General features: G+C 70.8%; 31 protein-coding genes. 7 read left to right on the forward strand and 24 right to left on the reverse strand.

What is annotated here, in order from left to right:
- Positions 1 to 58 precede the first annotated feature (58 nt).
- From NO364_RS16705 to NO364_RS16750, 10 genes are all read right to left on the reverse strand, one after another.
- Positions 59 to 1,468, reverse strand: coding sequence for an Hvo_1808 family surface protein (locus NO364_RS16705; protein ID WP_257628084.1), 1,410 nt, complete (start codon positions 1,466 to 1,468; stop codon positions 59 to 61).
- Positions 1,469 to 1,597: 129 nt separating this feature from the next.
- Complete coding sequence (locus tag NO364_RS16710) at positions 1,598 to 3,220, reverse strand: Hvo_1808 family surface protein (protein ID WP_257628085.1); 1,623 nt, start codon at positions 3,218 to 3,220, stop codon at positions 1,598 to 1,600.
- A gap of 90 nt (positions 3,221 to 3,310) precedes the next feature.
- Positions 3,311 to 3,508: a twin-arginine translocation signal domain-containing protein gene (locus NO364_RS16715; RefSeq protein WP_257628086.1), complete on the reverse strand. Its 198-nt coding sequence runs from the start codon at positions 3,506 to 3,508 to the stop codon at positions 3,311 to 3,313.
- Positions 3,509 to 3,604: 96 nt separating this feature from the next.
- Positions 3,605 to 3,901, reverse strand: a complete 297-nt coding sequence (locus tag NO364_RS16720) for a DUF3194 domain-containing protein (RefSeq protein WP_157689807.1) — start codon at positions 3,899 to 3,901, stop codon at positions 3,605 to 3,607.
- Positions 3,902 to 3,908: 7 nt separating this feature from the next.
- Complete coding sequence (locus NO364_RS16725) at positions 3,909 to 4,298, reverse strand: prefoldin subunit beta (protein ID WP_157689806.1); 390 nt, start codon at positions 4,296 to 4,298, stop codon at positions 3,909 to 3,911.
- A gap of 69 nt (positions 4,299 to 4,367) precedes the next feature.
- Positions 4,368 to 4,643 (reverse strand): KEOPS complex subunit Pcc1, encoded by a 276-nt coding sequence (locus NO364_RS16730; RefSeq protein WP_157689805.1) that lies wholly within the window; start codon positions 4,641 to 4,643, stop codon positions 4,368 to 4,370.
- Between the two features lie 4 nt (positions 4,644 to 4,647).
- Positions 4,648 to 4,782, reverse strand: coding sequence for a DNA-directed RNA polymerase subunit P (locus tag NO364_RS16735; protein WP_114448489.1), 135 nt, complete (start codon positions 4,780 to 4,782; stop codon positions 4,648 to 4,650).
- A complete protein-coding gene (locus tag NO364_RS16740) occupies positions 4,782 to 5,054 on the reverse strand; it encodes an eL43 family ribosomal protein (protein ID WP_157689804.1) in 273 nt (90 codons plus the stop codon). The genes NO364_RS16735 and NO364_RS16740 overlap by 1 nt, the downstream gene beginning before the upstream one ends.
- A gap of 65 nt (positions 5,055 to 5,119) precedes the next feature.
- Positions 5,120 to 5,842, reverse strand: a complete 723-nt coding sequence (locus NO364_RS16745) for a ZIP family metal transporter (protein WP_199243600.1) — start codon at positions 5,840 to 5,842, stop codon at positions 5,120 to 5,122.
- A gap of 54 nt (positions 5,843 to 5,896) precedes the next feature.
- Positions 5,897 to 6,619: a DUF2103 domain-containing protein gene (locus NO364_RS16750; RefSeq protein WP_257628087.1), complete on the reverse strand. Its 723-nt coding sequence runs from the start codon at positions 6,617 to 6,619 to the stop codon at positions 5,897 to 5,899.
- Positions 6,620 to 6,710: 91 nt separating this feature from the next.
- Between NO364_RS16750 and NO364_RS16755 the strand changes: the two genes are divergently transcribed.
- Positions 6,711 to 8,063 carry a hypothetical protein gene (locus tag NO364_RS16755; RefSeq protein WP_157689803.1) on the forward strand — a complete coding sequence of 451 codons (1,353 nt, stop codon included), beginning with the start codon at positions 6,711 to 6,713 and terminating at the stop codon, positions 8,061 to 8,063.
- Here the strand turns inward: NO364_RS16755 and truD are convergent.
- The 6 genes from truD to NO364_RS16785 form a co-directional block, all read right to left on the reverse strand.
- Positions 8,060 to 9,394 carry a tRNA pseudouridine(13) synthase TruD gene (gene truD, locus NO364_RS16760; protein WP_257628088.1) on the reverse strand — a complete coding sequence of 445 codons (1,335 nt, stop codon included), beginning with the start codon at positions 9,392 to 9,394 and terminating at the stop codon, positions 8,060 to 8,062. The two genes, NO364_RS16755 and truD, sit on opposite strands and share 4 nt — an antisense overlap.
- Positions 9,395 to 9,481: 87 nt before the next feature.
- A complete protein-coding gene (locus tag NO364_RS16765) occupies positions 9,482 to 10,222 on the reverse strand; it encodes a high-affinity nickel-transporter protein (RefSeq protein WP_257628089.1) in 741 nt (246 codons plus the stop codon).
- Between the two features lie 222 nt (positions 10,223 to 10,444).
- Positions 10,445 to 10,783: a peptidyl-tRNA hydrolase Pth2 gene (pth2, locus tag NO364_RS16770; protein WP_157689800.1), complete on the reverse strand. Its 339-nt coding sequence runs from the start codon at positions 10,781 to 10,783 to the stop codon at positions 10,445 to 10,447.
- A gap of 141 nt (positions 10,784 to 10,924) precedes the next feature.
- Positions 10,925 to 12,004 carry an actin-like salactin gene (locus tag NO364_RS16775; protein ID WP_157689799.1) on the reverse strand — a complete coding sequence of 360 codons (1,080 nt, stop codon included), beginning with the start codon at positions 12,002 to 12,004 and terminating at the stop codon, positions 10,925 to 10,927.
- 49 nt (positions 12,005 to 12,053) lie between these two features.
- The gene (locus NO364_RS16780; RefSeq protein WP_257628090.1) at positions 12,054 to 12,551 is read right to left on the reverse strand and encodes a FlaD/FlaE family flagellar protein; all 498 of its coding nucleotides are present in this window, start codon (positions 12,549 to 12,551) and stop codon (positions 12,054 to 12,056) included.
- A gap of 135 nt (positions 12,552 to 12,686) precedes the next feature.
- The gene (locus NO364_RS16785) at positions 12,687 to 13,871 is read right to left on the reverse strand and encodes an MFS transporter (RefSeq protein WP_157689797.1); all 1,185 of its coding nucleotides are present in this window, start codon (positions 13,869 to 13,871) and stop codon (positions 12,687 to 12,689) included.
- An 80-nt stretch (positions 13,872 to 13,951) separates the two neighbouring features.
- Between NO364_RS16785 and NO364_RS16790 the strand changes: the two genes are divergently transcribed.
- Positions 13,952 to 15,142, forward strand: a complete 1,191-nt coding sequence (locus tag NO364_RS16790) for a potassium channel family protein (RefSeq protein WP_157689796.1) — start codon at positions 13,952 to 13,954, stop codon at positions 15,140 to 15,142.
- On the opposite strand, the gene NO364_RS16795 is transcribed toward NO364_RS16790, so the two are convergent.
- The gene (locus NO364_RS16795) at positions 15,139 to 15,429 is read right to left on the reverse strand and encodes a DUF7536 family protein (protein ID WP_157689795.1); all 291 of its coding nucleotides are present in this window, start codon (positions 15,427 to 15,429) and stop codon (positions 15,139 to 15,141) included. The two genes, NO364_RS16790 and NO364_RS16795, sit on opposite strands and share 4 nt — an antisense overlap.
- 108 nt (positions 15,430 to 15,537) lie before the next feature.
- Here NO364_RS16795 and NO364_RS16800 point away from each other — a divergent pair, with 108 nt between their 5' ends.
- Entirely contained in the window at positions 15,538 to 16,494 is a 957-nt protein-coding gene (locus NO364_RS16800; RefSeq protein ID WP_157689794.1) for a succinylglutamate desuccinylase/aspartoacylase family protein, read from the forward strand.
- Complete coding sequence (locus NO364_RS16805; protein WP_257628091.1) at positions 16,494 to 17,564, forward strand: pyridoxal-phosphate dependent enzyme; 1,071 nt, start codon at positions 16,494 to 16,496, stop codon at positions 17,562 to 17,564. The genes NO364_RS16800 and NO364_RS16805 overlap by 1 nt, the downstream gene beginning before the upstream one ends.
- Before the next feature lie 48 nt (positions 17,565 to 17,612).
- On the opposite strand, the gene NO364_RS16810 is transcribed toward NO364_RS16805, so the two are convergent.
- Both NO364_RS16810 and NO364_RS16815 read right to left on the reverse strand, forming a co-directional pair.
- Positions 17,613 to 17,828 carry a DUF7511 domain-containing protein gene (locus NO364_RS16810; RefSeq protein ID WP_157689792.1) on the reverse strand — a complete coding sequence of 72 codons (216 nt, stop codon included), beginning with the start codon at positions 17,826 to 17,828 and terminating at the stop codon, positions 17,613 to 17,615.
- Positions 17,829 to 17,956: 128 nt separating this feature from the next.
- Positions 17,957 to 19,219 carry a tRNA(Ile)(2)-agmatinylcytidine synthase gene (locus tag NO364_RS16815; RefSeq protein WP_257628092.1) on the reverse strand — a complete coding sequence of 421 codons (1,263 nt, stop codon included), beginning with the start codon at positions 19,217 to 19,219 and terminating at the stop codon, positions 17,957 to 17,959.
- Between the two features lie 141 nt (positions 19,220 to 19,360).
- Here NO364_RS16815 and NO364_RS16820 point away from each other — a divergent pair, with 141 nt between their 5' ends.
- Together NO364_RS16820 and NO364_RS16825 are read left to right on the forward strand one after the other, a co-directional pair.
- A complete protein-coding gene (locus NO364_RS16820; RefSeq protein WP_157689790.1) occupies positions 19,361 to 20,332 on the forward strand; it encodes a transcriptional regulator in 972 nt (323 codons plus the stop codon).
- A gap of 25 nt (positions 20,333 to 20,357) precedes the next feature.
- A complete protein-coding gene (locus NO364_RS16825) occupies positions 20,358 to 20,741 on the forward strand; it encodes a cupin domain-containing protein (RefSeq protein WP_157689789.1) in 384 nt (127 codons plus the stop codon).
- A gap of 10 nt (positions 20,742 to 20,751) precedes the next feature.
- Here the strand turns inward: NO364_RS16825 and NO364_RS16830 are convergent, their stop codons facing one another.
- From NO364_RS16830 to NO364_RS16845, 4 genes are all read right to left on the reverse strand, one after another.
- Complete coding sequence (locus tag NO364_RS16830; protein WP_257628093.1) at positions 20,752 to 21,012, reverse strand: glutathione S-transferase N-terminal domain-containing protein; 261 nt, start codon at positions 21,010 to 21,012, stop codon at positions 20,752 to 20,754.
- Between the two features lie 59 nt (positions 21,013 to 21,071).
- Positions 21,072 to 22,472: an NCS2 family permease gene (locus NO364_RS16835; RefSeq protein WP_257628094.1), complete on the reverse strand. Its 1,401-nt coding sequence runs from the start codon at positions 22,470 to 22,472 to the stop codon at positions 21,072 to 21,074.
- Positions 22,473 to 22,554: 82 nt separating this feature from the next.
- On the reverse strand, positions 22,555 to 23,076 hold the full coding sequence (gene pyrE / locus NO364_RS16840; protein WP_157689786.1) for an orotate phosphoribosyltransferase: 522 nt from the start codon (positions 23,074 to 23,076) through the stop codon (positions 22,555 to 22,557).
- Between the two features lie 46 nt (positions 23,077 to 23,122).
- Positions 23,123 to 23,665 carry a CDP-2,3-bis-(O-geranylgeranyl)-sn-glycerol synthase gene (locus NO364_RS16845; RefSeq protein WP_157689785.1) on the reverse strand — a complete coding sequence of 181 codons (543 nt, stop codon included), beginning with the start codon at positions 23,663 to 23,665 and terminating at the stop codon, positions 23,123 to 23,125.
- Positions 23,666 to 23,756: 91 nt separating this feature from the next.
- Here NO364_RS16845 and NO364_RS16850 point away from each other — a divergent pair, with 91 nt between their 5' ends.
- Positions 23,757 to 24,392, forward strand: coding sequence for a DUF502 domain-containing protein (locus tag NO364_RS16850; RefSeq protein ID WP_157689784.1), 636 nt, complete (start codon positions 23,757 to 23,759; stop codon positions 24,390 to 24,392).
- Here NO364_RS16850 and NO364_RS16855 read toward each other — a convergent pair whose 3' ends face one another.
- On the reverse strand, positions 24,393 to 25,340 hold the full coding sequence (locus NO364_RS16855; protein WP_157689783.1) for a branched-chain amino acid transaminase: 948 nt from the start codon (positions 25,338 to 25,340) through the stop codon (positions 24,393 to 24,395).
- Positions 25,341 to 25,478 lie beyond the last annotated feature (138 nt).

Below are 25,478 nucleotides of genomic sequence, written 5' to 3' on the forward strand. Positions count from 1 at the left end.
CGGTCCCCCCGGTGAAAAACCCGTTCGTTCGGTCGACCGTATCGAAGAGGATTCCTCTTCAGTCTGCGCGGGCGTGGACGGCATCGAGCGTCCCGGCCGTCGGCGCGTTCACCACCGTGACCGTCCGCCCGTCGCGGGTTACGCGGAACGCGTCGGCGTAGGGTCCCGCCGGCACCACCAGGACGTCCTCGCCGCGACGCTCGGCGCCCCGGCGCTCCCGCAGGAGGGAGCGGTACGCGGTGGCGAACGCGGCGGCGTCGCCCGCCGTCTCCCACTCCGTCCGGAGGACGTAGCCCGTCCGCCCGTCCGCGCTCCGGTAGGGGACGAGTCGGTCGCCGACCCACCCCGCGGTCGTGGGATGGGTGTAGTTGTACGTCCGGTGGGGTCGGCTCGGTCGCTGCAGGTGGAACGTCTCGACGCCCCCGTTCGCCCACACCGTCGCGAAGAGCGACGCCTCGCCGACCGTCGTCCCCGGCGGCGAGCGGTCGAAGCGCGACCAGTTCCCGGCCGACCGCTCCGGAACCCGCACCGCTCGCGGCGACCAGTCCGGATACCGATCGGGGTGGATCACCGCCGTCGTGCTCGTCGGCGGGGCCGCGTAGGCGGCGTCTACCGCCGCCCACCCGCCGCGCTCCCGGAGCCGGTGGACCAACGCCGGCCCGTCGCTGTACGGCTGGTAGGAAGCGACGTAGACGCCGGCGTCGCCGTCGAGGCTCGCCCCCGGCCCACTCGACGGCCGCGGCACGCAGGTCCAGTTCGACGCACACCGCCGCTCGTACAGGTCCGCGACGTAACCCGCGTCGCCCTCGATCAGCCCCTGACGTGCCAGCCGCGCGTCGCGCGTGGTGCCCTCCGCCCACCCGTTGAGGCCGAAGTGTTGGTCCTGGAGCGCGTGGACGAGTTCGTGCGCCAGCGTCCGGCGATCGATCGTCGGCCGCGCCGCGTCGCTCACGACCACGATGCGGTCCTCGGACGGGCGGTACGACCCCTGGACCGACGCCCCGTAGAACGACTCGAAAACCGTCTCGACCGACCGGTCCTCCCCGACGAGGAGGAGCGCCTCCCAGGTCACCTCGTCGAACGCCGTCGCGTTCACGTCCTCCCGCCCGCGGTAGGTCTCCCGGTCGACCACCGTTACCGGCACGGACGACTCGAACTCCAGTCCCCGGAGGCGTTCGACCCGGGCCATCGTCCGCGCGACGACGGCCCGCCGCTCGCTCCGGTTCAGGCCGTTCGAGGCGTTCACCGACAGGGGCTCGTCGTACCAGCGGCCCGCCTCCCACCCCAGACGGTCCGTCTCGGGGTCGGCGTACCCGTCGTGGGGTGTCGACGCGGTGGTCGCCGTCGGCACCGCTGTCGCCGTCGGTTCGACGGTCGGCTCGGCCGTCGGCGTCGCCGGCCCGTTCGCCGCTCCGCCACAGCCGGCGAGGACGAGCAGGAACGCGGCCACGAGGGCGGCGGAGCGCATCTCGTCGGCCCTCGGCGTCGCCGCGTGAAAAGGGTGCCGTCGGTCTCGGACGGAGTATTGTAACTGTTTCCCGGTGGTTCGCCAGGACAGTCCGGCGAACCACCGGTACGGACTCACATAATCGGGGTATCAGTCCCGTCGCCGGAGGGCCACCAGCGCGGCGGCGAGCACTGCGATCAGGGCCGAGAGCGCCCCGAAGCCGGGCGCTTCGAGCCCGGTCGTGCCGCCCTCGTCGGTCGGTTCGGCGTCGCTGCCGTCCGCGCCTCCGTCGCCGCCGGCGCTCGCCGTCGTTCCGCTCGACGCGCCGCCGTCGCTCCCGCCGTCGTCGACGCTCGGGCGGATGTTCTCGACCGCCTCGGGCGTCGGCCCGTTGACTATGGTGACGCGCGTGCCCGACCGGTCGATCCGGAAGGCGTCCTCGAACTCGCCGTCCGGGACGACGTACACGCCCTCGCCGTCGACTTCGGAGATGCCCTGGGCTTCGAGGATGGCGCCGTAGGCCTCGACGAACTGCGAGGCGTCCTCGGGGGTGTCCCACTCCGTCACCCAGACGTACCCGTGCCGGGCGTCGTCACCGCTCCCCCGGTGGTACGGGAACACCCGGTCGTTCCCCCACCCCGCCGACGGCGCCGCGTCGTAGTTGTACATATCGAGGGGGTCGGTGGTCCGTGAGACCGACCGGACCGGCACCGTGTCGGCGCGGGCCGTCCGCGCCTGGTACCAGAACATCACGTACATCGACGCCTCGCCGACGGTGTCGGAGCCGTTCTCACCCTGGTTGGGGAACGTCTCCCAGCCGTTCCGGGCGCGGTCCTCGTACTCGATGGGCGTCGGCTCCTCGTCGGTCAGGTGGATGATCTGCTCGCTGGACTCCGGCGGGTCCTCGAAGGCGGCGTCGACGGCGTCCCACCCGCCCTGCTCGCGGAGCCAGTCGATGTACACCGGACCGTCGGAGTAGGGTTGGAGCAGGGTCAGGAGGATGCCGAGGTTCGGCGGCTCTCCCGGCTCCGAGTCGTCGCTCGGCGTGTCGACACACTCCCACTCGATCCCGCACCGCTCGGTGTATCGCTTCTCGACGTAGTTGGCCTCGCCCTCGACGACGCCGTCGACCGCCAGGTCGCCGTCCTGGGTCTCGGTGCTACCGATCCGCTCGCCCAGGTCGCCGCTCTGGTCCTGGAGCGCGTGGACGAGTTCGTGAACCAGCGTCGCGTTGTCGATGGTCGGGCTCCCCGGCGAGTCGGTGATGATCCGGATGCGGTCGTCGCCCGGCGCGTAGAAGCCCGCGGTCGACTGCCCCGATGCCGTCTGGAGGGCGTCGTTCGCCCCCTGGTCCTCGCCGATGATGAACAGCGCCTCCCACACCTGATCGTTCCAGGCGTCGAACGAGGCGTTGCTCGTCCGGTTCTCCGAGGAGCGTTGCTGGAACTCCTCACGCGAGATGACTTCGACGGGGACGTCGGACTCGAACTCCCGCTCGCGGATGTACTCGACGCGGGCCATCGCCCGGTTCACGTACGCGTCTATCTCCTCGTCCGAGAGCCCGTCGGACTGGTCGACGTCGATGGATTCGTTGTGCCAGTACCCGCCCTCCCAGCCGACGACGTCCTCGTCGGGGTCCGCACGCTGGGGGACCATCTCGTCACCGTCGGTCCCGGCGTCGACGGCGGCCGGCGGCCCGGCCGCCCCGACTGCCGGAACGACCGACGCCAGCACGATCAGTACCGCGAGACCGACGGATACCCGCTTTCGCATACCCCCCGTTAGGAAGCGGTACGGAAGTACCTTGCCCGCCGGTCGAGAGGTGCCACCCGCCCGAGCGCGCCGCCTCCGCGCGGAACGGGCTTACCGTTCGAGGACGTACCCGCTCCCGCCGACGGCGTACGCACCCTCGACGGTCGTCTTTACGTCGTACAGCGCGACGTCGACCGCCGTCTTCTCGTCGGTCCACGCCCCGTCCGCGGCGCCCATAGTCGGCACGACCGCCGGCGCAGCGGCCGCTGCGCTACTCCGGAGGAACGTCCGTCGGGTCGTCTCGTGCATGTCGAACACTCCACCCGGCGCTGTGGACGCTCGGATGTTAATGGGGCGCGGACGTTAACGCCACTTTACCGACGATTAACGGGAATCCAATCGGATTTACGCCGCGTCGTCGGTCGGTTCGTCGTCGACGCCGAACAGGTCGTCGACGGCGGCCCGGGCCGCGCGCGCGGCCTCGTCCGCGACCGCGTCGGGGTCCGCCTCGGCGTCCGGCGCGTTCAGATACACGTCGACCTCGAGGACGCCCTCCTCGAAGGTCACCGTCACGTCCAGATCGCGGACCGCGGACTGTCGGTAGTTGGCGAACACGACCCCCTCGGCGGCCTCGGCGGCCGTCCGCACGACCGTCTCGTCGTCCGGCTCGGACGACGACCCGTTCGAATCGGTGTCGACCACGGCGTCCTCAGGCGCCGCCGGCGCCGCCCGGACCCATCGGACCGCCGCCCGCGCCACCCTGCAGCATCTGCTGGAGCTCCTGCTGGAGCGACTCGAACTGATCGCGGACGCGTTCCTCCTGCTTGCTCAGCTGCTCGACGCGGACCTCGAGGTTCTCGACTTTCTCCTCCAGGTCGTCGCGGGCCGAGCCGTACTCCGTCTCGACGAGCAGTTCGCCGACCTCTCGGTACATGACGGTGTCCTCCTCGATGTCGTCGAGGGCGTCGAGCGCCGTCTCGGACTCGTTGAGCTGGGTCTCGGCCTGCTGTTTCTGAGCTGCGACCTGCTGGGCCGTCTCCTGGAGATCCTGCAGTTCCTCGAGTTTCTCCTGGGCTTCCGGCGGCAGATTTCCTTGCATGGGCGAATCGTCGGGATCCGGAGTGAAAAAGCCCCGTATTCCCGGCCGCGGCGACGTCGGCCCCCCAACCTACCGACGTGGGGCGGTCTCGGCCACCTGCTCCGCCACCGACAGCAGTCGCCGCCAGGTGTTCGCCCCCGCCCGGAGGGCGACGAGGTCCGCGGCGCCGATCCGCACCTCGACGGTCCGTCCCGTCCGCCCGACCCGGGCCGTCGAGCGGGCGTCGTCGATCTCGCCCACCTCGACGCGAACCGCCCGCTCGACGACCCGCGCGCGCCGCTCCGTATCGTAGTCGAACTGCAGGGAGAGACGGTGTGGCGCGTCGTCCGTGGACTCGGCCGCCACGGGGTTACTCGACGTCGACTTCCTTGATCGTCGGGGCGCGCTCCTTCAGGAGCACGCGGTGTCCGCAGTACGGACACCGGACCCCGCCGTACTCGTCGAGTTCGACGTCGCGCTTACACCGGGAACACTTGTAGCTCATTACTCCTCGTCGTCGGTCGCGAGCGCGGCGCGGATCGATCGCTTCACCGTGCGTCCGCCGGGCGTCTCCGGCCGGTACGCGCCGCCGGTGAACGTCTCGCCCGTCTCCTCGTTCTTCCAGACGCCCGTCCCGATCCGGGTGACGCTGTCGCCGTCGAGGGTCGCGTTCTGCATCTCGCCTTCGATCTCCTTGACCCGGCGGCGGGCGACGCGCCCGTAGCGCGCGCCGAACCGGCCCGCGCTCCCGGTACTGCGTGCCTTGTTTTCGGCCATAGTACCGCCCAATACCGGCACGGAAGGGATAAACCCTGCGAGTCGGCGACGGCGTCCGGAGCCGATCAATGAACCATATCCAGCAGGAAGATCGAGAGGAACCCGACGAAAAACAGCGTCGTCGACACCGGCGTCTCGGGGACCTTCTGTGCTTTCACCAGCAACTCCTCGGTGACGAGATACAGCAGCGCCGCGGAGCCGAACGCGAGGACGATCGCGATCGGCGCTCCGGTCACCCCGTCGAGGGCGAGGACGCCGACGGTCACCCCCACCATCAGCAACGCGCCGAACGCCGCCGGAACGGCGAGTTTGCGGGGGGTCGAGACGCCGGACGGCAACGCGACGACGCCGGCGACACCCAGGAAGAGGACCTCGATGGCCAGCGCGACGGCGATGAGGACCCCGGTCGCGGCCTCCGTGAGGAACGTCACCCCGATGAGCACCCCGTCGATGACCATGTCGATGCCGACGGTGATGAGCAAGCCGGCTGCGCCCGCGAACCCGCCGCCGACCTCCCGTTTCTCGATGATCTTGCTCAGTCGGTGGATGCCGAGCATCGTCACGACGCCGATGGCGAACCCGACGACCACCACCGTCGGGGCTCGATCGTGGATATCCGGCAGCAGTTCGGCGGCGACCGCGGCGATAACCACTCCGGCCGCGAAGTGTTGTACGTTGCTCTCCATCTTCGCTCCCGGCGGTCGGTAGACGGCGATCACACCACCGAGCAGTGCGGCCACGACGGCCAACATCGTATACGACAGCGCCTGAACGAGTGTTCCGGCCATTCGGCCGATCTTCGTGGCCGGATCCTGATTAAACCGGCCGTTCGGCTCGGGGCGCTAGTCCTGTAACCCGGTGGCCGCCAACTCATCGTTCAGGTCGTCGCGCACGCGCTCGCCCGTCTCGCGGTCCATCGCCGTCGTCACGATCCGGTTTTCCTGGACGCTCGATCCGTCGCGAAGGAGGAGGCGGACGTTGCCGTTGCCGTCCGCCCGCGTCACCTTCGCCCGCAGGCCGGACTGCGATCCCGTCCCGCCGGCGTCGATGGGCCCCGGAACGATCTTCTTGACGTGCGGGTGTTCGGCCACCGTCGAGATGGCCCGTCGCCCGGTCCGCCCGCCGATCAGCGTCGTGTGTCGCCCGCCGAGTTTCTCCTTCGGCGCCGTCTCCACCACCTCCAGCGCCCGCTCGCCCCGTCGCTCACGCACCGTCTCCACGGGATCCTCGCCGGCGACGCGGTAGAACTCGTAGTGGGTCTCGCCTCGCACCGCGCGGATGATCTCCCGGTCGCCCGCCGCGAACACCGTCTCCGGGCGTTTGCGCCGGATCTCGTCGGCGATCAGCCCGGCGAAGTTGCGCCGCTCGATCACCCGGTTCCGCCCCTCCTCCTCCGGACGGGTGGTGATCGCCGTCTCCCCCAGTACCGACTCGTCGTCGAGCATGGTCAGGGTGGCACGGTCCGCCTCCACCTCGAGGACGACCGCGTCGCAGTTGCCCGTATGACAGACCAGACAGTAGTCGCCGGGGCGATCCAGCGGGGACCCACACCGCCGACACTCCATGTCGGAGGCAGGCGGCGCCACCGGATAAGTCCGTCCCTCGCGCCCCGCGGTCGACACAAGATCCATGCGTCTCGCCCCCACACGGCCGGATATGGTCCCCCATCCCTCCCCCCGTCGAACCCTCCTCGCCGCCCTCCTCGTAGGACTCCTCGTCGTCCCCGCGGGTGCGGCGACCGCGAGTCCCCGGCCCGTGGCCGTCTGTGAACCCTGCGAACGCGGGTTCGAGTCCGCCGCCCAGACCAACGACGTGGACGTCCGGATCGAACGGAGCACGGCCACGATGCGCGTCCACCGGAACGGCTCCGCGACGTGGACCGTCGAGAACCGCCTGAACGACACTGCCGCCTTCGAGAACACGTCGCTCCGGCGGTCCGTCGCCGAAGAGGCCATCCTGATCCACGACGCCCGCCTGCTCTCGACGAGCGTCTCGGGCGATACGCTACGGATGCGCTATCGTACCCCCGACGCCGCGACCGAGGCCGCGGGCGGTACCCTCCGGGTCGACTACTTCCGTGACGACCCCGGCGCGATGGTCCGGAACGGCCTCGGCGCCGACCGCCTCACCCTCGTCGCGCCCGAGGGGATGGTCGTCGAGCGCGGCCTCCCAGGGGCCGACGTGTCCGGCCGTCGGATGACGGTCACGGCTTTCGAGGGGTCGGGCGACGGGCCGTTCGTGATGCTCGCGCCTGCCGACGACCCGCTCGCCCCGCTGTGGAGCCTCGTCGCCGTTTCCCTCCCGATGCTGCCCGTCGTCGGCCGCAACCTCTTCCTGTTGGTCGCGGTCCCGGCGGCCGTGTTCGCGGGCGGCCTCGCGGCCCTCGCCTGGGTCACGGACCGCGCCGACCTCGGAACCACCGCCACCCCCGACCGCCGCGCCCTCGTCGTCGCCGCGCTCGGCGTCCTCGCGCTCGCACACCCGCTCTACGCCGGGGTCGTCCTCGCCGGCGCGTCGCCGCCGCTGTTCGCCGCCGGCGTCGGTACGATCGTCCTCGGCGGGTCGCTGTCGATCCCTGCCGTCCGCGACGGCCTCTCGACCCGGCGGCTCGCCGCCCTGATCGCCTTCGCGTTCGCCGCCGCCCTCGCCGCCGGGTTCCTCCTCCGAACGCTCGCCTCTGGCGACCTCTCGATCCACGAGGGTGCGGACGTCGTCGGGATCGTCCTCCCGGCGCTCCCCGTCTACGCGGTCACGCTCGTCGGCTACGCCGCCGCGGCGGACCGCCTCCGGCACCGGCACGGCCTCGCGGCCGCCGTCGGCGCCCTCGCGCTCGTCCTCGGCGCGACGTTCCCCATCGCGTCGCGGGGCGGGACGCTCTACTTCTTGAGTGTCGTCCTCGCCGTCCTCGGCGCCGTCGCCGCCGTCGTCGTCGGCGTTCCCTTCTTCCTGCTCGGGTACGGCTTGGTCGATCCGAGCGGTCGCGGGCCGCGAGGGGCCGCCGACGGCTAGAGGTCCCGCGGATCGACCTTCAGGAACTCCCGGAGGACGGCCGTGGCGTACGACCCTCGTGGCAGCGAGAACGAGAGGGTGAGCGGGTCGCGCTCGACCGAGAGGTCGGTGCCGACGAGGACCGCCCGCCGGGTGCCCGAGGAGTCGAAGTTGCCGGGCAGGTCGAAGTCGGACGGCGACAGGTCGAGGCCGTCGAGCACCTCGCGTTCGACGTCGCCGGGTTCGCCGTCGCCCAGCTCCGTTTCGGTGCCGACCAGCGGCGCGGTGACGAAGGCCCGTCCCCGCTCGCAGTGCCGGGTCACGACGTCGACGCGCTCCTCGGTCACCCGCTGGAGGCGGTCGGTGTCGGGGACGGCGAGGTCCGCCGGCGCGTCCGCGTCCGCGAACGCCACCACGTCCCCGGCGACCGGGCGGTCGAAGGGCAGGCCGCGACGCAGGCGCTCGGAGACGATCCGGTTGAAAGCGAACGACTGGGCGGCGTTGACGAACAGGCGCTGGAGGTTCCAGGGGACGGCCTCCAGCGCGTTCCGGAAGTCCGCCGGCTCGCGGCCGCCGTTCTCGACCAGCCGGTGGAGCATCGACCGCTCGTACCCCAAGTGGCCGGGCATCGCGTCGAGCGCCGCCGCCCAGTCGGGGTCGTCGCCGGCGGCGACTTCCTCGACCGTCGCCCGTGCCGTCCGCGTCCGCTCCGGCTCCGTCTCGGCCGGGTTGCCGACGTAGGCCAGGACCGCCGCCCGCCACTCCTCCCGGACGACGTGCAGTCCGACCTCGTGGGTGACGGGGCGCCGGCTCCCGAACCGCTGGTGGCCGAAGACGTTCGGCACCGCGGGCCGCCCGCCGCCGAAGGCCGTCAGCGCGTCGACCACGTCGTCGACCGCCTCCGGGCGCTCCGGTTCGCTCACCCGGATCTCGAAGGCGTTGCCGGCGAGGTCGCCGAACTCTAGGTTTCGCCCCACCCGCCCCAGCGGCTCCAGGTCGACGCCGTCGAGGGTCGGCAGATCCGCGGCGTCGATCCCTTGGACGGAGAACAGCTGCGTGGTGACCGCGCGCTTGTCCTTGGTGCCGGCCCACGACACCCGCTCGCGGCTCACGCCCAACGCATCCGAGAGCGCGCCCGCGAAGTCGTTGGTGTCCCAGTCGACGAGCGTCGCCCGCACCAACAGGTGGGGGTAGGCTCCGGCGTCGGCGTCGGGCGGCTCGGGGTCGACGGCTTCGAGCTCCCGGACCCGGAAGTCGGCGGGGTCGGCCCGGAGTCGGCCGCCGACCCCGGGGCCGTCGCTCACGTAGTAGTCGATGCCGACCTGCCGTTCGAGCGGGTGTGCCTCGCGCATCGGGTCGGCTGGCGTTCGCGGCGCCGACGGGTCAGCGTATCGGTTCGGTCGGACTGCCGACCGTCTCGAAACGGTCGGCCGACAGTATCAGCCGACGAGACCGGCCCACTCGACCACCAGCAGGAGGCCGACGACGACGCCGAGGGCGCCCGCGAACGCCCGGAGCGCCCGCTCCATCCCGGTGTCGAGCGTCCGGCCCCACACCGCCGCGACGGCGGCCATCGTCAGCACCGACGCGAGGCCGAACGCGCCGAGGAAGGACGCGGCCGTCGGGAGGTCCGGCGTCGTCGAGACGAGCGCGATCACGAGGGCGCCGCTCCCCGCGACGCCGTGGAGCGCGCCCACGAGCGCGGAGTCGCCGTGGACGTGGACGTGTCCCCCGCCCAGCGACAGGGTGCCGACGTCGAAATGGCCGTGGAGCGGATGCGTCCCGTGGGCGTGCTCGCGGCGGCCGATCACGCCCGCGAGCATCCGCCCACCGAGGTAGCACAGGACGACGCCGACGACCGCCTCGAAGAGGCCCGTCACCGACGCCGGGAGGCGGACGCCGAACGCGAGCAGCGTGGCCCCGAGCGCGGTGATGGGGACGGTGTGACCGATCCCCCACGACGCACCGACCAGGGCGGGGGACGACGCGGGCGCGCCCAGTCCGTTTTCCGAGGAGCGTGGCTCCTCGCCGTTTTCCGAGGAGCGTGGCTCCTCGCCGTCTCCCACGGCGTCTCCCTCCCCGCCATCGACCAGCGTCGCGACGGCGGCGAGGTGGTCCGTCTCGAGGGCGTGACGGGCGCCCATCGCCCCGCCCGCCACGGCCGCAGCGACGAGTGACATACCGGCCACTCACCCACGGCACACTTAGCCGTTGCGTGCTCGGTCGACTCCGGCCGGATCGCCCGCATGCGGTCGACCATCCGGTGAACGGGGACGCGACGGAGCCGGCGCATCGAGAACCGCGATCCGGTCGGCTGATACTGTTTATTGTACGTCAGTACCGGTGGTTCGCCGGACTGTCCTGGCGAACCACCGATGAACAGTTACAATAATCCGTATGAGTCAGTACAGCGAGAGATCGCCGGTCACCCGGTCCACGTCGTCGTCTTCGCCCGGCCCCACCGCCAGCGCCGTCACGGTCCCGGGCTCCAGCTGGGTGTGACCGGCGTCCCGGACGACGGCGTTCGGCAACCCCGCCCGCTCGGCGGCGTCGGCCAACTCGAACAGTTCGGACTCGCCGCTTCCTTTCAAGACGACTTTCTTTTGCCCCTCGCCCTTCCACGCCCGGCGGGTGCGCTCGTCGGCGTCCTCGTACGCCGACAGCGCGGCGTGGGCGACCTGTGCGGCGAGTTTTCCCTGTCCCATCCCGAGGTCGGTCCGCGCGACGATGGCCTGTTTCATGCCCCGTCGTCCGGCCGGCCGGACCAAAGCGTCGTCGGTCCCCGCGCTCCCGGTCGACCGACTCCGGGGCCCAGAGGACCGGTCTCGGGGGATTGCGGTCCGCAAAGAGACGCGACGGCGACGACCGCGGCGCCGTCGGTTTCAGTAGGCGTCGGCGTCGACCAGCCGCTGTGCGATGCGCTGGGCGCCGACCGCCGCGGACTCGGCGGGGCTGTCCGGCGCCACCGCCTCGACCTCCCGCTGGAGTTCCTCGCTCAGGCGCTCCTCGAACTCCTCGACGATGCCCGGGATGCAGGCCATTCCGCCCGTCAACACGACGGGACGATCGAGCGCCAACTGGTAGACCTTGATGTTGTCGTTGGCGAGTTCGGGCAGGAAGGCGTTGGCCACCTCCTCGACGGCCTCGTCGACGTACTCGTCGACGGCGTCCATGACGCTGCGCTCGATGGTGAACTCGTGGGAGCCGCCGCCGGGCTGCTGGATCACGTCCGTGAACGGCTCGAAGTCGACGAAGTCGGCGTGCTCCTCCTTGTACTCCCGGGCGGTGGTGGTGTCGATGTTGACCCGGCCCTGGGTCTCCTCCTCGACGTAGTTGGCGATCCGTCGGTCCACCTCGTTGCCGGTGACCGCACCCGTGGTGAAGGGGACGAGTTGCTCGCCGCGGCGGTACGCCGAGGCTTCGAGGTTCGTCGACCCCAGGTTCACGGTGACGAAGATGTCCTCGACGGCCTCCAAGTCGTCGCCGAGAGCGGGTACCGACCCGCAGAGCGACTCGGGGTAGCTCCGGATCAGCGCCTCGCCGATGGTGCTCCCCTCGATGACCGACTGCAGGTTCGCCAGTCCCGCCTCGTTGTCGATGGTCGGGATGGCGTACACCACCGCGCTGTCGGTGGGGACGTCGTTCGCCTCGATGACCTCCTCGAAGAACGTCGCCGTCAACTCCGCCCGGGAGTCGTCCTCCGGGAGTCCCGAGCGGAGGGTGTACTGCACGCGGTCGGGGTACTCCGTCGCCGCCTGATCCCCGTAGAGGACGCGCTCCTCGCCCGTGATGGCGTCCTCGTACGTCGCGAGACAGGTGAGCGTCTTGATCGTCCGCAGTCCGTCGCCGTCGGGGATGGCAATGACCGTTCGAGTGCTTCCGAGTTTCACGCCGATGGGCGCGGGCCCGTCGTCCCCGGCCGTCGTCCCGTCCTCGTCGTCCTCGCTCTCGGAGTCGCTCATGCGGCCGGCGCTACACGCGGACGTGATAAATAAGCACTCCCCGTCTCGGTCACCGACCAGTCAGCGAGGTCAACCGAGCGACGTAGTGGAGGCTGACGCGATGGTCGTCGGCGTTCAAGTCGTTGTCGGCGTTCGCCCGCGAGTCGTCGATGCCCGAGAGGTAGGCGTCGAGTGCCTCGGCGGCGTCGCTACCCAGCCATCCGACCGCTTCGTAGAAGTCGACGGCGTCGTCCACCGAGTCGCGTCCCGCCTGCAACACGAGGAACTCCAGCCACTCGAAGATCAGCGCCTCGGCGACCAGCGACGCCGGGAGCGCGGGGAGGTACGGCCGCTCCAGCGCTTCGATCCGGCGATCCATCGTGGCCAAGTCGCGGGTCAGCGACGCCTCGAACGCCGTGTCGGCCGCCGAGCGGTCGCCCTCGCTCTCGTCGTCGGTCTCGTCCGGCCATTCGGCTCCCGCGTCCGTCTCCTCCACTCGGTCCAGCATCGACGCGTCGCTGGCCGCCCGGAGTTCGTCCAGGTCGTAGTTCCGCGGGTCGATGGCCATCGAACGCCGGTGAGTAGGGGCGCTCGCGAATTAAAGGCTTCCCAACCGTGTGACGCCCGTCCGACGGTCTCGCACCCGCCTCGTCATCGTCACCGGTGGTCCGCCAGGACAGTCCGGCGAACCTCCGGTAGACGGTCACGACGATCCGTCTCGGGCGTCGGTCCCCAGGGCGCGGTTGGCGACGAGCAGCGCCACGAGCGCGGTGAGGAGGGCGCCCACGAGGGCGTAGGCCGCGAACCAGCCGACGGCCTCCGCGACCGTCCCAGTCACGCCGCTGCCGAGCGAACTGACGAGCAACACGACCGTCCGAACGAGGCCGAAGCCCGTCCCGCGCTCGTCGGCCGCGAGGTGGTCCATGAACCGCGAGTTGAGTGCGCCCGGCCACGAGAGGCCGAGACCGACGAGCCCCGTTCCCGCGACCACCGCGACGGGCCCGCCGGCACCGAACAGGAAGCAGGCGTAGCCGGCGACTCCGGCGAGAAACGACGCCGCGAGCGCCGGATCGCGCCCGGTCGCGTCCGACACCCACCCCAATCCCGGGGCGGTGACCAGCGTGAGCGCGAACACCGCGCCGAAGACGAGGCTGGCGCGTCCGGTCGTGAGCCCCACGTAATCGACGAGGAAGGTCGGGAAGAAGGAGGCGAAGGACTGCCAGGTGAAAAAGCCGACCATGGCAAGCAGGGTCGTGAAGGCGATGCTCGGACGGGTGAGCAGGGCGAACAGTTGGCCGACGTCGACGACGGCCTCTCCTCGACCGTCGCCCGCCGCGGTCGCCGGGACCCGCCACGCGAACAGCGCGAGGACGACCGGCGCCACGGCGGCCGGCACGAGCACGCCCGCCCGCCAGTCGAACCGTGTCGCCGCCGCCGCGCTCGCGACGGGGGCGATCAGCCCCGCGGCCGACGCCCCGATCTCGTGGACCCCGAGCGCGCGCCCGGTGTTCTCGAAGCGAGCGGTGAGAAACGAGGTACCGGCGGTGAAGTACAGCCCCGCGGCGGCGCCGAGGGCGACGGCCGCGACGGCGAAGACGCCGAACGTGGGCGCGCTCGCGAGCGCGAGGCTCGCCACCGTGATACCGGCCATGGCGGCGAGGATCACGCGCCGCTCCCCGATCCGGTCGGCGACGATCCCGCCGGGGAACTGGAAGAGCGCGTAGGCCGCCCACATCCCCGAGAGCGCGAGGCCGACGGTCCCCGTCGTGACGCCGAAGGCGTCGATGACGTCGGGGACGAGCGGGCTCGGCGCCAGTCGAGCCACCATCGTCACGAAGAAGGCAGCCGTCGTCACGCCGAGGAGATCCCAGCCGCCGGATCGGGTCATCGTCGGGCGGTCATCCCCGATCCGCTTCGTTCTTGCGTTCGTCGGGAGGGTTTTATCGCCCCGGCGACATGGGTTCGGGTATGGATCCCGGGGACGTCGAGTACGAGCCGGTCAGCGTGAAGGTCGTCCTCGTCGAGATGAAGGATACGGCCGAACTCCTCATCGACCTCGCGTACTCGGCGGTCCTCCACGGGAGCGACGAGGTGGCCGCGGAGGTGCTGGAACTCGAAGAGCGAATGGACGTCTTACAGCTCCAGGCGCGGATGAGCCTGCTGATGGCCGCCCGGAGCACGGAGGACGCAGAGCGGCTGGCGCCCGTCCTCGGCGTCGTCGGCGCCGCCGAGAAGATCAGCGACGCCGCGGGCGACATCGCCAAGGTGGTGCTCGAGGACATCGGCGTCCCCGAGGCGATGCGGGCGGCCATCCCGGAAGCGGTCGAGACGGTCGTCCGCGGACGGGTCGCCCCCGACTCCGACTACGCCGGCACCTCGCTCGGCGGCTGCAACCTCGAAACGGACACCGGCGTCCGGGTGATCGCCATCCGCCGTGCCGGCGACTGGATCGTCAACCCCGACCGGGACACGGCGCTTTCGGCCGACGACGTGGTTCTCCTCCGGGGCACCGAGCGGGCCATCGGCCCGGTGTACGAGACGGTCACCGGCGACGCCTACGATCCCCCGGCTCCCGTCGACTCCACCATCGACGACCTCGACCGCGCCGTCGACTCCATCGTGTTGATGAAAAACATGAGCGAGTTGGCGGTCGACCTGGCCTACGGCTCCGTCCTCTTCGACAGCCAGGGCGTCGCCGCGGAGGTGGTCGAACTCGAGGCCGAGGTCGACGCGCTGAAATCCCGGTTCGAGGCGTGGGTGTTGCGCGCCGCCGGCCGCGTCGAGGATCCCATCTCGCTCCGGGGGCTGGTCCACCTGGCGAGCGCGACGGAGGTGATCAGCGACGCCGCCCTGGAGATCAGCGAGGGGGTGCTCCGCGGCCTCGACACCCACCCGGTCGTCGCCGCCGCCGTCGAGGAGTCCGACGAGGTGATCGTCCGCGTGGGCGTCGGTGCGGACGGACGACTGGCCGACGCCTCGCTGGGTGACTTGGAGGTGAAGACGGCGACGGGGATGCGCGTCATCGCCGTCCGCCGCGGCGGCGGCGACTGGGTCGTCTCGCCCGGCCCGGAGACGGTCGTCCACCCCGGCGACGTGCTGATCGCGAAGGGGACCCGTGCCGGGGCCGACCGGCTGGCCGACCTGGCCGGCGACGCCTAGAGGCGGCGCGCCAGGCGAACGGCGGTCACCGCCGTCAGCGCCGCCGTCACGAACAGCGCCGTCGCCGACGCGAGGACGAACGCGAGGCCGAGAAACCAGCCCTCGGGGCCGAGAAGCGGGTACCGCTGTGTGGCGGTGACTGGCCCGAGCAACTCGAAGACACGGACGAGATAGACCAGCGCCGCGAGGGCGAGGCCAGCGGCGGCGCCGGCGGTCGCGTTGCGTCGCACCCGCAGCGCGTCGAGCAGCCCGGACACGGGCGGTCGCTCCGGTCGGTCGTCGCTCACGGTCGGAGTCCGGACTCCACGATCAAAGCCCCATCGTTGTGCGGCGGGGCCGCGGCCGCTCGGTCCGGGACCGAATCGCTCAAAGGGACCGAGTCCGTGAGTCGAACAATGACTTCGGTGGGAAGCGCGGACGCCTCGCCCGGAACGGTCGACACCGGCCGTCTGGAGGTCGGCGAGACCCGCGACGGCAGTACGTTCGGTCTCCCCGTCGCCGTCGTCGAGGGAGCCCGCGACGGCCCGACCCTCTACGTGCAGGCGGCCAGCGACGGCGACGAACTCAACGGTGTCGGCGTGGTCCAGCGCGTCGTTCCACAACTCGACCCCGACGAACTCTCGGGGACGGTGATCGTCGTCGGCATCGTCAACTACCACGCCTTCCAGGTGGCCGAACACCGCAACCCCATCGACGACACGAAGATGAACCGGGCCTACCCCGGCGACGGGAACGGCACGTCGAGCGAGCGTATCGCCGCCGCCACCTACGATGTCGCCCGCGAGGCCGACCTCGTCCTCGACCTCCACCAGGGGTCGACCAGCCGGATGATCGACGAGGTGCGGGTCCGGTGTGGCCGCCGTCACCGCCTCCACTCGCAGTGTCTCGAACTCGCGAAGACCTTCGGCTGTGGCTACGTCCTCGACCAGAAAGGACCGGACGGGCAGTTGGCCCGTGTCGCCCCCTCCGACGGCGTGCCCGCGGTCGACCCCGAACTCGGCGGCGCCGTCGGCTGGGACGAGGGGAGCATCGCGAAGGGCGTCGAGGGCGTGTTCAACGTGCTCCGCGGCTACGACTTCCTCGACGGTGACGCCGGTATCGAACCCCAGACGCGGGCCAAGGCCTTCGACCAGTACGGCTCGCCGGTTGGCGGCCTCGTCCGCTATCAGCACGACCTCGGCGACCGCGTGACCGCCGACGAGACGCTGTTCGAGGTGACCGATCCCTTCGGCGGATTGAAAGCGCGGATCACCGCCGACAACGACGGCATCTTCTGGCGGAGTCGCCGCCTTCCGCAGGTCGCCACCGGCGAGTACGTCTGCTCGGTCGGCAAGAACGTCGACACGTACTGATGGCCGCCCGCCTCGCCTGCCCGGCCTGCGGCGAGACGTACGCCGATCGCTGGCGCTGTGTCTGTGGCACGCCCCTGGAGTTCGCGTCGGCGCCCCGGCCCGACGGCCCGGCACCCCCGTTCGCGTCGTTCGACACCCGCCGCGGCCTGTGGGCGTTCGATGCCTTCCTCCCGGTCGAGCCACGCGTCTCCCTCGGCGAGGGGTTCACGCCCCTCGTCGACGCCCCGGCCTGGGACGCGACGTTCAAACTGGAGTACGTCTCGCCGACGGGGAGTTTCAAGGACCGCGGCGCCGCGACGACCGTCTCGCGGGCGCTCGAACTCGGCGTCGACCGGGTGATCGAGGACTCCTCTGGCAACGCCGGCACGGCCATCGCGACCTACGCCGCCCGCGCCGGCCTCGATGCCGACGTCTACGTCCCCGCCTCGGTCACGGACGCCAAACGGCGGGCCATCGCGGCGACGGGGGCGCGGGTGCGGGAGATCACGGGGGATCGCGAGGCGGTCGCCGACGCCTGTCGGGAGGCGGTCACGGATGGCGACGGCTGGTACGCCAGCCACGCCTGGAACCCTGCCTTCTTCGCCGGCACCGCCACCTTCGGGATCGAACTCGCCGCCCAGCGGGACTGGTCGCCCCCCGACGCGGTCGTCGTCCCCCTCGGCCACGGGACGCTCCTCCTCGGCGCCTACCGCGGCTTCCGCACGCTCGTCGAGGCGGGGTGGGCCGACGACCTCCCCCGCCTCCTCGCGGTTCAGGCCAGCGGGTACGCGCCCGTGGCCGACGACCGGAACGGCGGGTCCGCCGGGACGAACGACCTCGCCGACGGCATCCAGGTGCGCGAACCGGTCCGACGCGCGGCCGTCGACGCCGCCCTCGACGCGACCGGCGGGGACGCCATCGCAGTGTCGACGTCGGCCGTCGAGACGGCGCTCTCCGACCTCCGGGATGCGGGGTTCGGCGTCGAACCGACCGCAGCCGTGGCCCCGGCGGGGCTTCGTGCGTACCGCGGCCGCGGGGTCGTCGATGCCGACGCCGATGTCGTCGTGCCGCTCACCGGCCGCGCGAAGTGAGGGTCCCGTCGGTCGCCGCCGTCGCGGCCGGTGAGCGGGGCGACGCACTCACCTGATCTCGTCGATCGCGACGAAGGCGTCGTCGGTCGCCGTGATCCAGGCCGTGAGCCGGCGATCCTCGGGGGCGTTCGAGGGGTACACCGTGCACTGACTGCCGTCGCTCCCGACGGCCTCGATGGTGTGGTCCAGGGTGTACGTCGGCCAGCGGTCGAGTGCGGGGCTGTCGACCGTCGCCGGCCGGTCGTCCTCGTCGACCGAACTCACGGGCCGATCACCCGACGAAGCGTGAATCGTTCACACATCACTCGCTCCCTCGGGCGCTTCCCCCTTGCCTATTGACTCCTTACCACGGGTTAACGAGTCGTTGAACCGCGGATATCCGTCGTATACCGTCAGCGCTCGGGGTGGGTCGGCGCGTCGAACCCGCCCCGGACCAGCGGTTTGGCGACGTGTCGGCGCGCGCAGGGCGGCACCTCGTACCAGCCGGGATCGAGCCGCCGGTCGACGTCGCGCCCGACCCGTCCGGGGGCCGTCGTCCCGCAGTCCCGACACCGGTAGCCCTGCTCCCGGCCGGCGCTCTCCATCGACCGCTCGCAGTCCGGACACGCCGGCACGACCCGTTCGGTCGTCACCGCCTCCCGGAGCGCGAACTTCTCGAGTTTGAGCGTCCCCTCGCCCACCTCGCCACAGACTGTCACGCGGTCGCCGGGACGGAGCCCGCGCACCCGGTCCCGGAAGCGTTTGGTCGGCTCGAAGGCCACGCAGGGGAGCCGGTCGTCGCCGTCGCGGAGCGTCAGGTGAACGTGGCCGCCCGCCCGCGTCTCGGGCGCCTCGTCGACGACGCCGTCGACTCGGTAGGCGCGGCCGTCCTGCACCGTCCCGACCCGTCCCGGCCGCAGGTGGGCGTCGGTCCCCTGATTGGTCACGAAGGTGGTCTCGCGGTCGACCGGTTCGCTCTCGATGGCGGCGGCGACGCGCCGCACCGCCTCGGGGTCGTCGCCGCGGATCCCGTAGAGGATCGGGCCGGGCGCCGCGGGCACACAGACGAGTTCGTCCTCGACGCGGTCGACGGTGTCCCAGGCGTCGGGGTAGGCCGCCTGCGCCGCCGCGAACGCCGAGTCGCGGTCGACCGTCCGCGGCGTCCCGCAGCGATCCAGCGCGCGGTACGCGATGTGTTCGTGGGTCCAGTCGTCGAAGGCGCGGGCGGCGCCGACGGCCGCGAGGGCGCCGATCCGCCCCCGACCGTCCCCCCACCCACGGTGGCGGTAGTCCGCATCCTCGATCAGCGCCAGCGCGTCCGCGAGGTCGATCCGCTCGCGCACCGCCCGGCGCGCGAACGCGGCGACCGGATCGGGGACGCCCTCGCCCGCCGCGACGACCACCCCCGGACTCGTCCGCGGGTCGTCGACCGCGGCGAACCGATCCACAAGCCGCTCGGCGAGGCGACCGGCCCGGCCCGGATCGAGGTCCGTCTCGACACAGAGCGCGGCGTTGCCCCGGGTCTTCCACTCCACGGCGGGGTTCAGGCGGATCAGCCGGCGCTCGACGATCCGTCCACCCGCCTCGGCGATGGCCTCGGCGAGGCGGGTCGCCACGTACGTCGTACACATCCCCCGTTCCCGGGAATCGGTGTCGTCGATGCCGACGAGCGTCACGGGGGCGCTACGCCGGGCGCCGTTGAAAGACGTTTCGCGTCGACGAGCGAGCCCTCACACCCCCGTCAACGCGCCAATCGCCAGACAACGGGCAGGTCTTCGACACAACTTATATATGTCGCGGGGCGCTTACCTTTCGGTATGTCACGGTCAGCACTGGTCGGAAACATCACTGCGATGCTCCAAGACGCGGGATTCGCGGTGAGCGACCGGTGTTCGATTCGTCCCAAGAGCTTCGACCTGGCGGCCCGCCGCGGCGACGACCTGCTTCTGGTCAAGATCCTCGCCAACGTCGACGGCCTCGATGCCGAGACGGGCGTCGAGATGCGTCGACTCGGGTCGTATCTCTCCGCGACGCCGCTGGTCATCGGCCTGCGCACCCGCGACGAGGAGCTGAAACCGGAGGTGGTGTACTTCCGACACGGCATTCCGGCGATCAACCCGGATACGGCCTTCGACCTGTTCGTCGAGAACGTCTCGCCGCTCATCTACGCCGCGCCGGGCGGCCTCTATGTCAACATCGACGGCGACCTGCTGGCCGACGAACGCGAGGAGCGCGGGTGGAGCCTCGGCCGGCTGGCGACCGAACTCGGCGTCTCGCGGCGCACCGTCTCGAAGTACGAGGACGGCATGAACGCCAGCATCGACGTGGCCATCCAGCTCGAGGAGCTCTTCGACCAGCCGTTCAGCGACCCCGTGGACGTGATGGACGGCGCCGAGGCGGTGCGGGAGGCCGACCCGACCCCCGAGGACCCGGCCCTCGACCCCGACGGGGATCACGTGCTCGCCGTCCTCGCCCGCGTCGGCTTCACCGTCCACCCGACGGACCGGGCCCCCTTCTCGGCCGTCAGCGAGGACGGCGACCGCGAGATCGAGAACCTGCTTACCGGCCACTCCGCGTTCACCCGCAGCGCCGAGAAGCGCGCCCGGATCATGTCCTCGCTCGGCGAGGTGACCCGGACCCGGGCCGTCTACGTCACCGAGGAACGCGAGAAACGGGACGCCGTCGAGGGGACGGCGCTGGTGAGCGAGGACGAACTCGCCGCGCTCAGGGACGCCGACGACCTCCGCGACCTCATCCTCGAACGCGCCCGGGCGCCCGCCGAGAGTTAAGACCCTCGCGGCCGGTCGGTCGACCGTGACCGACGGATTCAGCGTCGTCGACCCCGAGGAAGTGTCGACCGAGCCGTTCCGGACCTGTGAGACGGTCGTCCGGAAGCTGACCGAACCGCTGGGCTGTACCGAACTCCGGGTGAATCAGGTGCTCGTCGACCCCGGCGAGGTGACGACGCCACACACCCACGAGGGACAGGAGGAGGTGTTCGTGGCGACGACCGGCGGTCAGATCGCCATCGACGGCGAGGTCCACGAGGTGCCGGCCGGCGGGGTCGTCCGCGTCGCGCCGGAGACGGTCCGGAACCTGTGTAACCACACCGACGAGCGACACGTCTGGCTCGCCTTCGGCGCACCGCCGGTCGGGAGCGTCGAGGGGTTCGGGGCCTACGTCGTCGCCGACGAGTGACCGCCGCGGATCAGTTCTCCGCGCGGGCGCCGTAGGTCTCCTCCAGATACTCGACGATATCGTCGCTCTCGGGCATCCCCTCGACGTCGTTGTCCGGGTCGACGAGAACCGGCACGCCGGTCTGTCCGCTCACGTCCTCGACGTCGGTCCGCTCGGAGTGTGATCGGGGCACCTCGTGGGAGACGTACTCCAGGTCGAGTTCGTCGAGTTTGTCGATTACCTTCGCACAGTAGGGGCAGCCGGGCAGTTCGTAGAGTTCGAGGTTCGACATCACCCGCACTTGCGGCTCCGTCCTCTTGAGGGCGGCGGGCGTGTGTGCCGCCGTCGCCGCTACGCGAGGGTGTTCGTCCGTACGACGTAGTACAGGACGAACGCGCCGGCCAGCGCCCAGTGGCCGGGGCGGACGTCGCCCCACTCGCCGCGGGCGGCCTTCACGATCGGATAGGTGACGATGCCGGCCGCGATGCCGGTCGCGATGGAGTACGTCAGCGGCATGACGAGGATGGTCATGCCCGCGGGGATCGCATAGGAGAGGTCGTCCCACGCGATGTCGACGACGTTGCCGAGCATGACGACGCCGATGACGACGAGGGCGATGTGGGAGGCATAGAGGGGGATGGCCGCCGCCAGCGGCACGACCGCGAGCGACGCGAGAAAGAGCAGGGCGACCACCAGGGCGGTCATGCCCGTCCGGCCGCCCTCCTCGACGCCGGCGGCCGATTCGATATACGTCGTCACCGTCGACGTGCCGAGCATTCCCCCGACCGTCGTGCCGACGGCGTCGGCCATCAGCGGCCTGTCGATGTCCGGCAGGTTGCCGTCCTCGTTGAGGAAGCCGGCGATCTGTGAGACGCCGGTGAGCGTCCCCGCGGTGTCGAAGAAGTCGACGAAGAAGAAGGTGAAGACGACCAGCGCGAAGGTGAACGCCTCGATGTCGGCGAGGCCGTCGAGGAAGGCGCCCGCGAGCGGCGTGATGTCGTAGGTGGCGCTCGGACCGCCCGCCACGAGTCGGCCGGCGGCCTCGCTCCCGACGACCCCCGCGTTGGCGACCACCCAGCCGAGCACGGCGGTGGCGACGATGCCGATGACGATGGAGCCCCTGATCCCGCGGGCGTAGAGCGCGAACGTGAACAGCAGGCCGACGACGGAGACGATGGCGACGGGGTCGGAGGCGACCGCCCCCAGTTGGACGAGCGTCGCGGGGTCGTCGACGACGATGCCCATCGCCTGCAACCCGATGATGGCGAGAAAGAGGCCGATCCCGGTACCGACCGCGAACTTCACCGGTTCGGGGAAGGCCCGGATGACGTACTCGCGGGCGCCGACGGCCGTGAGGACGATGAAGACGATCCCCTCGACCACGACGGCCGCGAGCGCGGTCTGCCAGGGGATACCCAGCGCCCCGACGACGGTGAACGCGAAGAAGGCGTTCAGCCCCAGTCCCGGCGCCTGCCCGAACGGGCGGTTCGCGTAGAACGCCATGATCAGCGTCGCCGTCGCCGCCGCGATGATGGTGACGACCGCGAGCATCGACTGTACTTCCGGCAGGCTGTACCCCGGAACGGTGATCCCGGGTTTCTCGCCGGGGATGCCGGCGAGGATGCTCGGGTTCACCACGACGATGTACGACATCGTCAGGAACGTGGTGAGCCCCGCGAGCACCTCCGTGCGGAGATCCGTCCCGTGCTCCTCGAACTCGAAGTAGTTCGCCAGCGAATCACTCAGCGCCATCTATACCCCAGCGTATCCGTGATGTGGAACTTAACGGTTGGCATGCGACGCCCGCGAAATACGGACGAACGTCGATGAGGGTTCAGTCTCCGGCCAGCAGATCCTCGGCGGTCAGCAGGGCGTCGAGTTCGATGCCGTGATCCGCGAGCAGTTCGCTCGCCCCCTCGCCGCGGTCGACGACCACCAGCACGCGGTCGACGACGGCGCCCGCCTCCCGGAGCGCCTCGACGGCGTCGAGCGCGCTCGTCCCCGTCGTGGCGATGTCCTCGAGGACGACCACGCGCTCGCCCTCGTCGAGTCGCCCCTCGATGCGGTTGCCCGTCCCGTACTCCTTGGCCTGCTTGCGCGCGATGACGTAGGGGCGGCCGGTCTCGGCGCTCGTCACCGCCACCAGCGGCACCGCACCGAGGGCGACGCCCGCGAGTTTCGGCTCGTCGATCCGCTCGGCGAAGGCCGCGGCGATCAGCCGCAGACACTCGGGGTCGGTCTCGAAGAGGTACTTGTCGACGTAGTAGTCGCTCGTCCCGCCGTGGGAGAGTTCGAACTCGCCGAACTCGACGGCGTCCGCGTCCCGGAGCGCCGCGATGAGGTCCTGATCCGCCATTGGCGTGACCGGGGCCGCGAACGGACATAAACGGGACGGTCCCCGCTCACCAGGGTTCGGACTTCAGGCCGAGGAGGTACGCCCCGACGTTGGTCGTGACGTGGAGCAGGGGCGTGGCGACGAGGATCACTGCCAGACGCGCGGGCGAGAACGTCGAGAGCGTCCACGACGGCGCGAGGAGGGCCGCCAGGGCGAGCGCCCCGACCACGAAGTCGAGTTGGTCGAGGCCCGGGACGGCGGCGCCGCGTTCGCGGTCCAGGCGTCGCTTCACGAACGAGGCGCCGATGTCGCCGAGCATCGCGCCGAGCGCCAGGCCGACCGCCGCCCGGAGCGGGAACGAGGGGAGGGTGGCCCCGAGCGCCGCGGCGGCGCCCGGTCGGACGGCGTCGAGCCCCATCGCCAGCGCGACGCCCGCGACGGTGCCCGCGGCCGTGCCGCGCCAGGTCTTGCCGTCGCCGAGGAGCCGACGGCCGTCGACCGTGCGCCCGCCGTCGATGGGACGCCCGCCGCCGGCCAGGACCGCGACGTTGTTCGGGACGTACGCCGGCAGCATCGCCCAGAGCGCGCCGGCGACGAGCGAAACCACCATACCTCCCGTAGATGATCGGGGGGTGAAAAGCCCCGGCGGTTCGCGGCGGGACGTGGACACGCTGAAGACCCCAGCACTCCATCCCCCGGTAATGTCCTCGTGGAGACGCGACGTCGCCAGCGGACTGGTGGTCCTCGTCCCCATCCTGGTCACCCTGTTCGTCCTCAACTGGCTGTACGCCAGGGTCGCGGAACTACCCGTCGTCCGGACGCTCCCACCCTACTACGGCGTCCCCGTCGCGCTCGTCGTGTTCGTCATGCTGGTGTTGTCGGTCGGCTACCTGATGCGGACGACCGCCGGTCGCCTGTTCGAGCGCGTCCTCGACAGCGCGATGAACCACGTGCCCCTCATTCGGATCCTCTACAACGCCTCGAAACTCGCCGTCGAGACGGCACTCACCGGCACCGAGGACCTCCAGAAGCCGGTCCGACTGGAGACCTGGCCCGGGATCGACATGACCGCGTTCAAGACCGGGCAGACCACCGCCGACGGCAAGGTCGTCCTGTTCATGCCCACCGCCCCGAACATCACCACCGGGTTCGTCATCGAGGTGGCCCCCGACCGGATCGAGGAGACCGGCGAGAGCGTCGAGGAGGCGCTGACGCGCATCCTCAGCGCCGGATTCGCGGAGGACGAACACGCCCAGCGGATCGACACCGCCGTCGAAGAGGCCGGCGCGGAGGCCGAGCCAGGGACGGCGACCGACGACGGGACCGCCGACCCGTGACTACACGTCGACGTACGTGAACCAGTCCTCGTGGGCGTCGGTGCGGCGCTCGACCAGATCGAAGAAGGCCTTCTGGATGTCCTCGGTCACCGGGCCGCGGCTCCCCTCGCCGACGACGACGTTGTCCACCTTGCGGATCGGCGTGACCTCCGCCGCGGTGCCCGAGAAGAACAACTCGTCCGCGGTGTTGAGTTCGCCCCGGCTGATCGTCGCGTCGTCGTGGACGGTGTACCCCTGCTCGCGCGCGAGCGTGATGACGGTGTTCCGGGTGATGCCGTCGAGGATGCCCTCGGCGAGGCCGGGGGTGTAGATTTCGTCGTCGCGGACGAGAAACAGGTTCTCGCCCGGACCCTCGGCGACGTTGCCCTCGCCGTTCAGGAGGAGCGCCTCGGTGTACCCCTCCCGCTTTGCCTCCAGACTCGCCAGCACGCTGTTGACGTACGGGCCCGTCGTCTTGGCGTTGGTCGGGATCTGTGCCGAGGAGTACTTCTGCCACGACGACACCGTGACCTCGACGCCCTGCTCCAGCGCGTCCTCGCCGAGGTAGGCTCCCCAGGGCCAGACGGCGATGGCCACCTGTTCCGGACAGGTCTCGGGGCTCAACCCCAGCATGTCGTAGCCGTAGTACGCGATCGGTCGGATGTAACAGGAGGGGAGATCCTGCCGGCGGATGAGTTCCTTCGTCGCTTCGGTCAGTTCCTCGCGGTCGAAGGGGACCTCCAGGTTGTACGGCTTCCCCGACTGGTAGAAGCGATCCAGGTGTTCCTCCCACCGGAAGATGGCCGGGCCATCCTCCGTATCGTAGCAGCGGACGCCCTCGAAGACCCCCGTGCCGTAGTGGAGGCCGTGGGTGAGCACGTGGATCTGCGCGTCGTCCCAGTCGACGAACTCGCCGTCCATCCAGACGGTGTCGACGTCGCCGGCCTCGCGCATCTCTTCGAAGCCCATCTCACGCACCCTCCGTGCGCCGGCCTGGGCTTCCCGTCCGAGTCCCGTCGCGAGAAGTCGTCGTATCGAGCAGCATGAGTTGGTGTCATTTGTCCCAATCCGCTCTTAACAGTTTCCGTGCGGGTCGTCGGCGCGAAT

The organism is Haloplanus salinarum (assembly GCF_024498175.1).
Classification (GTDB): Archaea; Halobacteriota; Halobacteria; order Halobacteriales; family Haloferacaceae; genus Haloplanus; species Haloplanus salinarum.

Bases quoted from the DNA above. Each gene is read 5' to 3' on its own strand.
- NO364_RS16705 (WP_257628084.1), bottom strand. From the start codon at position 1,468: ATGCGCTCCGCCGCCCTCGTGGCCGCGTTCCTGCTCGTCCTCGCCGGC.
- NO364_RS16710 (WP_257628085.1), bottom strand. From the start codon at position 3,220: ATGCGAAAGCGGGTATCCGTCGGTCTCGCGGTACTGATCGTGCTGGCG.
- NO364_RS16715 (WP_257628086.1), bottom strand. From the start codon at position 3,508: ATGCACGAGACGACCCGACGGACGTTCCTCCGGAGTAGCGCAGCGGCC.
- NO364_RS16725 (WP_157689806.1), bottom strand. From the start codon at position 4,298: ATGCAAGGAAATCTGCCGCCGGAAGCCCAGGAGAAACTCGAGGAACTG.
- NO364_RS16735 (WP_114448489.1), bottom strand. From the start codon at position 4,782: ATGAGCTACAAGTGTTCCCGGTGTAAGCGCGACGTCGAACTCGACGAG.
- NO364_RS16740 (WP_157689804.1), bottom strand. From the start codon at position 5,054: ATGGCCGAAAACAAGGCACGCAGTACCGGGAGCGCGGGCCGGTTCGGC.
- NO364_RS16745 (WP_199243600.1), bottom strand. From the start codon at position 5,842: ATGGCCGGAACACTCGTTCAGGCGCTGTCGTATACGATGTTGGCCGTC.
- NO364_RS16750 (WP_257628087.1), bottom strand. From the start codon at position 6,619: ATGGAGTGTCGGCGGTGTGGGTCCCCGCTGGATCGCCCCGGCGACTAC.
- NO364_RS16755 (WP_157689803.1), top strand. From the start codon at position 6,711: ATGGTCCCCCATCCCTCCCCCCGTCGAACCCTCCTCGCCGCCCTCCTC.
- truD (WP_257628088.1), bottom strand. From the start codon at position 9,394: ATGCGCGAGGCACACCCGCTCGAACGGCAGGTCGGCATCGACTACTAC.
- NO364_RS16765 (WP_257628089.1), bottom strand. From the start codon at position 10,222: ATGTCACTCGTCGCTGCGGCCGTGGCGGGCGGGGCGATGGGCGCCCGT.
- pth2 (WP_157689800.1), bottom strand. From the start codon at position 10,783: ATGAAACAGGCCATCGTCGCGCGGACCGACCTCGGGATGGGACAGGGA.
- NO364_RS16775 (WP_157689799.1), bottom strand. From the start codon at position 12,004: ATGAGCGACTCCGAGAGCGAGGACGACGAGGACGGGACGACGGCCGGG.
- NO364_RS16780 (WP_257628090.1), bottom strand. From the start codon at position 12,551: ATGGCCATCGACCCGCGGAACTACGACCTGGACGAACTCCGGGCGGCC.
- NO364_RS16785 (WP_157689797.1), bottom strand. From the start codon at position 13,871: ATGACCCGATCCGGCGGCTGGGATCTCCTCGGCGTGACGACGGCTGCC.
- NO364_RS16790 (WP_157689796.1), top strand. From the start codon at position 13,952: ATGGATCCCGGGGACGTCGAGTACGAGCCGGTCAGCGTGAAGGTCGTC.
- NO364_RS16800 (WP_157689794.1), top strand. From the start codon at position 15,538: ATGACTTCGGTGGGAAGCGCGGACGCCTCGCCCGGAACGGTCGACACC.
- NO364_RS16805 (WP_257628091.1), top strand. From the start codon at position 16,494: ATGGCCGCCCGCCTCGCCTGCCCGGCCTGCGGCGAGACGTACGCCGAT.
- NO364_RS16820 (WP_157689790.1), top strand. From the start codon at position 19,361: ATGTCACGGTCAGCACTGGTCGGAAACATCACTGCGATGCTCCAAGAC.
- NO364_RS16830 (WP_257628093.1), bottom strand. From the start codon at position 21,012: ATGTCGAACCTCGAACTCTACGAACTGCCCGGCTGCCCCTACTGTGCG.
- NO364_RS16835 (WP_257628094.1), bottom strand. From the start codon at position 22,472: ATGGCGCTGAGTGATTCGCTGGCGAACTACTTCGAGTTCGAGGAGCAC.
- pyrE (WP_157689786.1), bottom strand. From the start codon at position 23,076: ATGGCGGATCAGGACCTCATCGCGGCGCTCCGGGACGCGGACGCCGTC.
- NO364_RS16845 (WP_157689785.1), bottom strand. From the start codon at position 23,665: ATGGTGGTTTCGCTCGTCGCCGGCGCGCTCTGGGCGATGCTGCCGGCG.
- NO364_RS16850 (WP_157689784.1), top strand. From the start codon at position 23,757: ATGTCCTCGTGGAGACGCGACGTCGCCAGCGGACTGGTGGTCCTCGTC.
- NO364_RS16855 (WP_157689783.1), bottom strand. From the start codon at position 25,340: ATGGGCTTCGAAGAGATGCGCGAGGCCGGCGACGTCGACACCGTCTGG.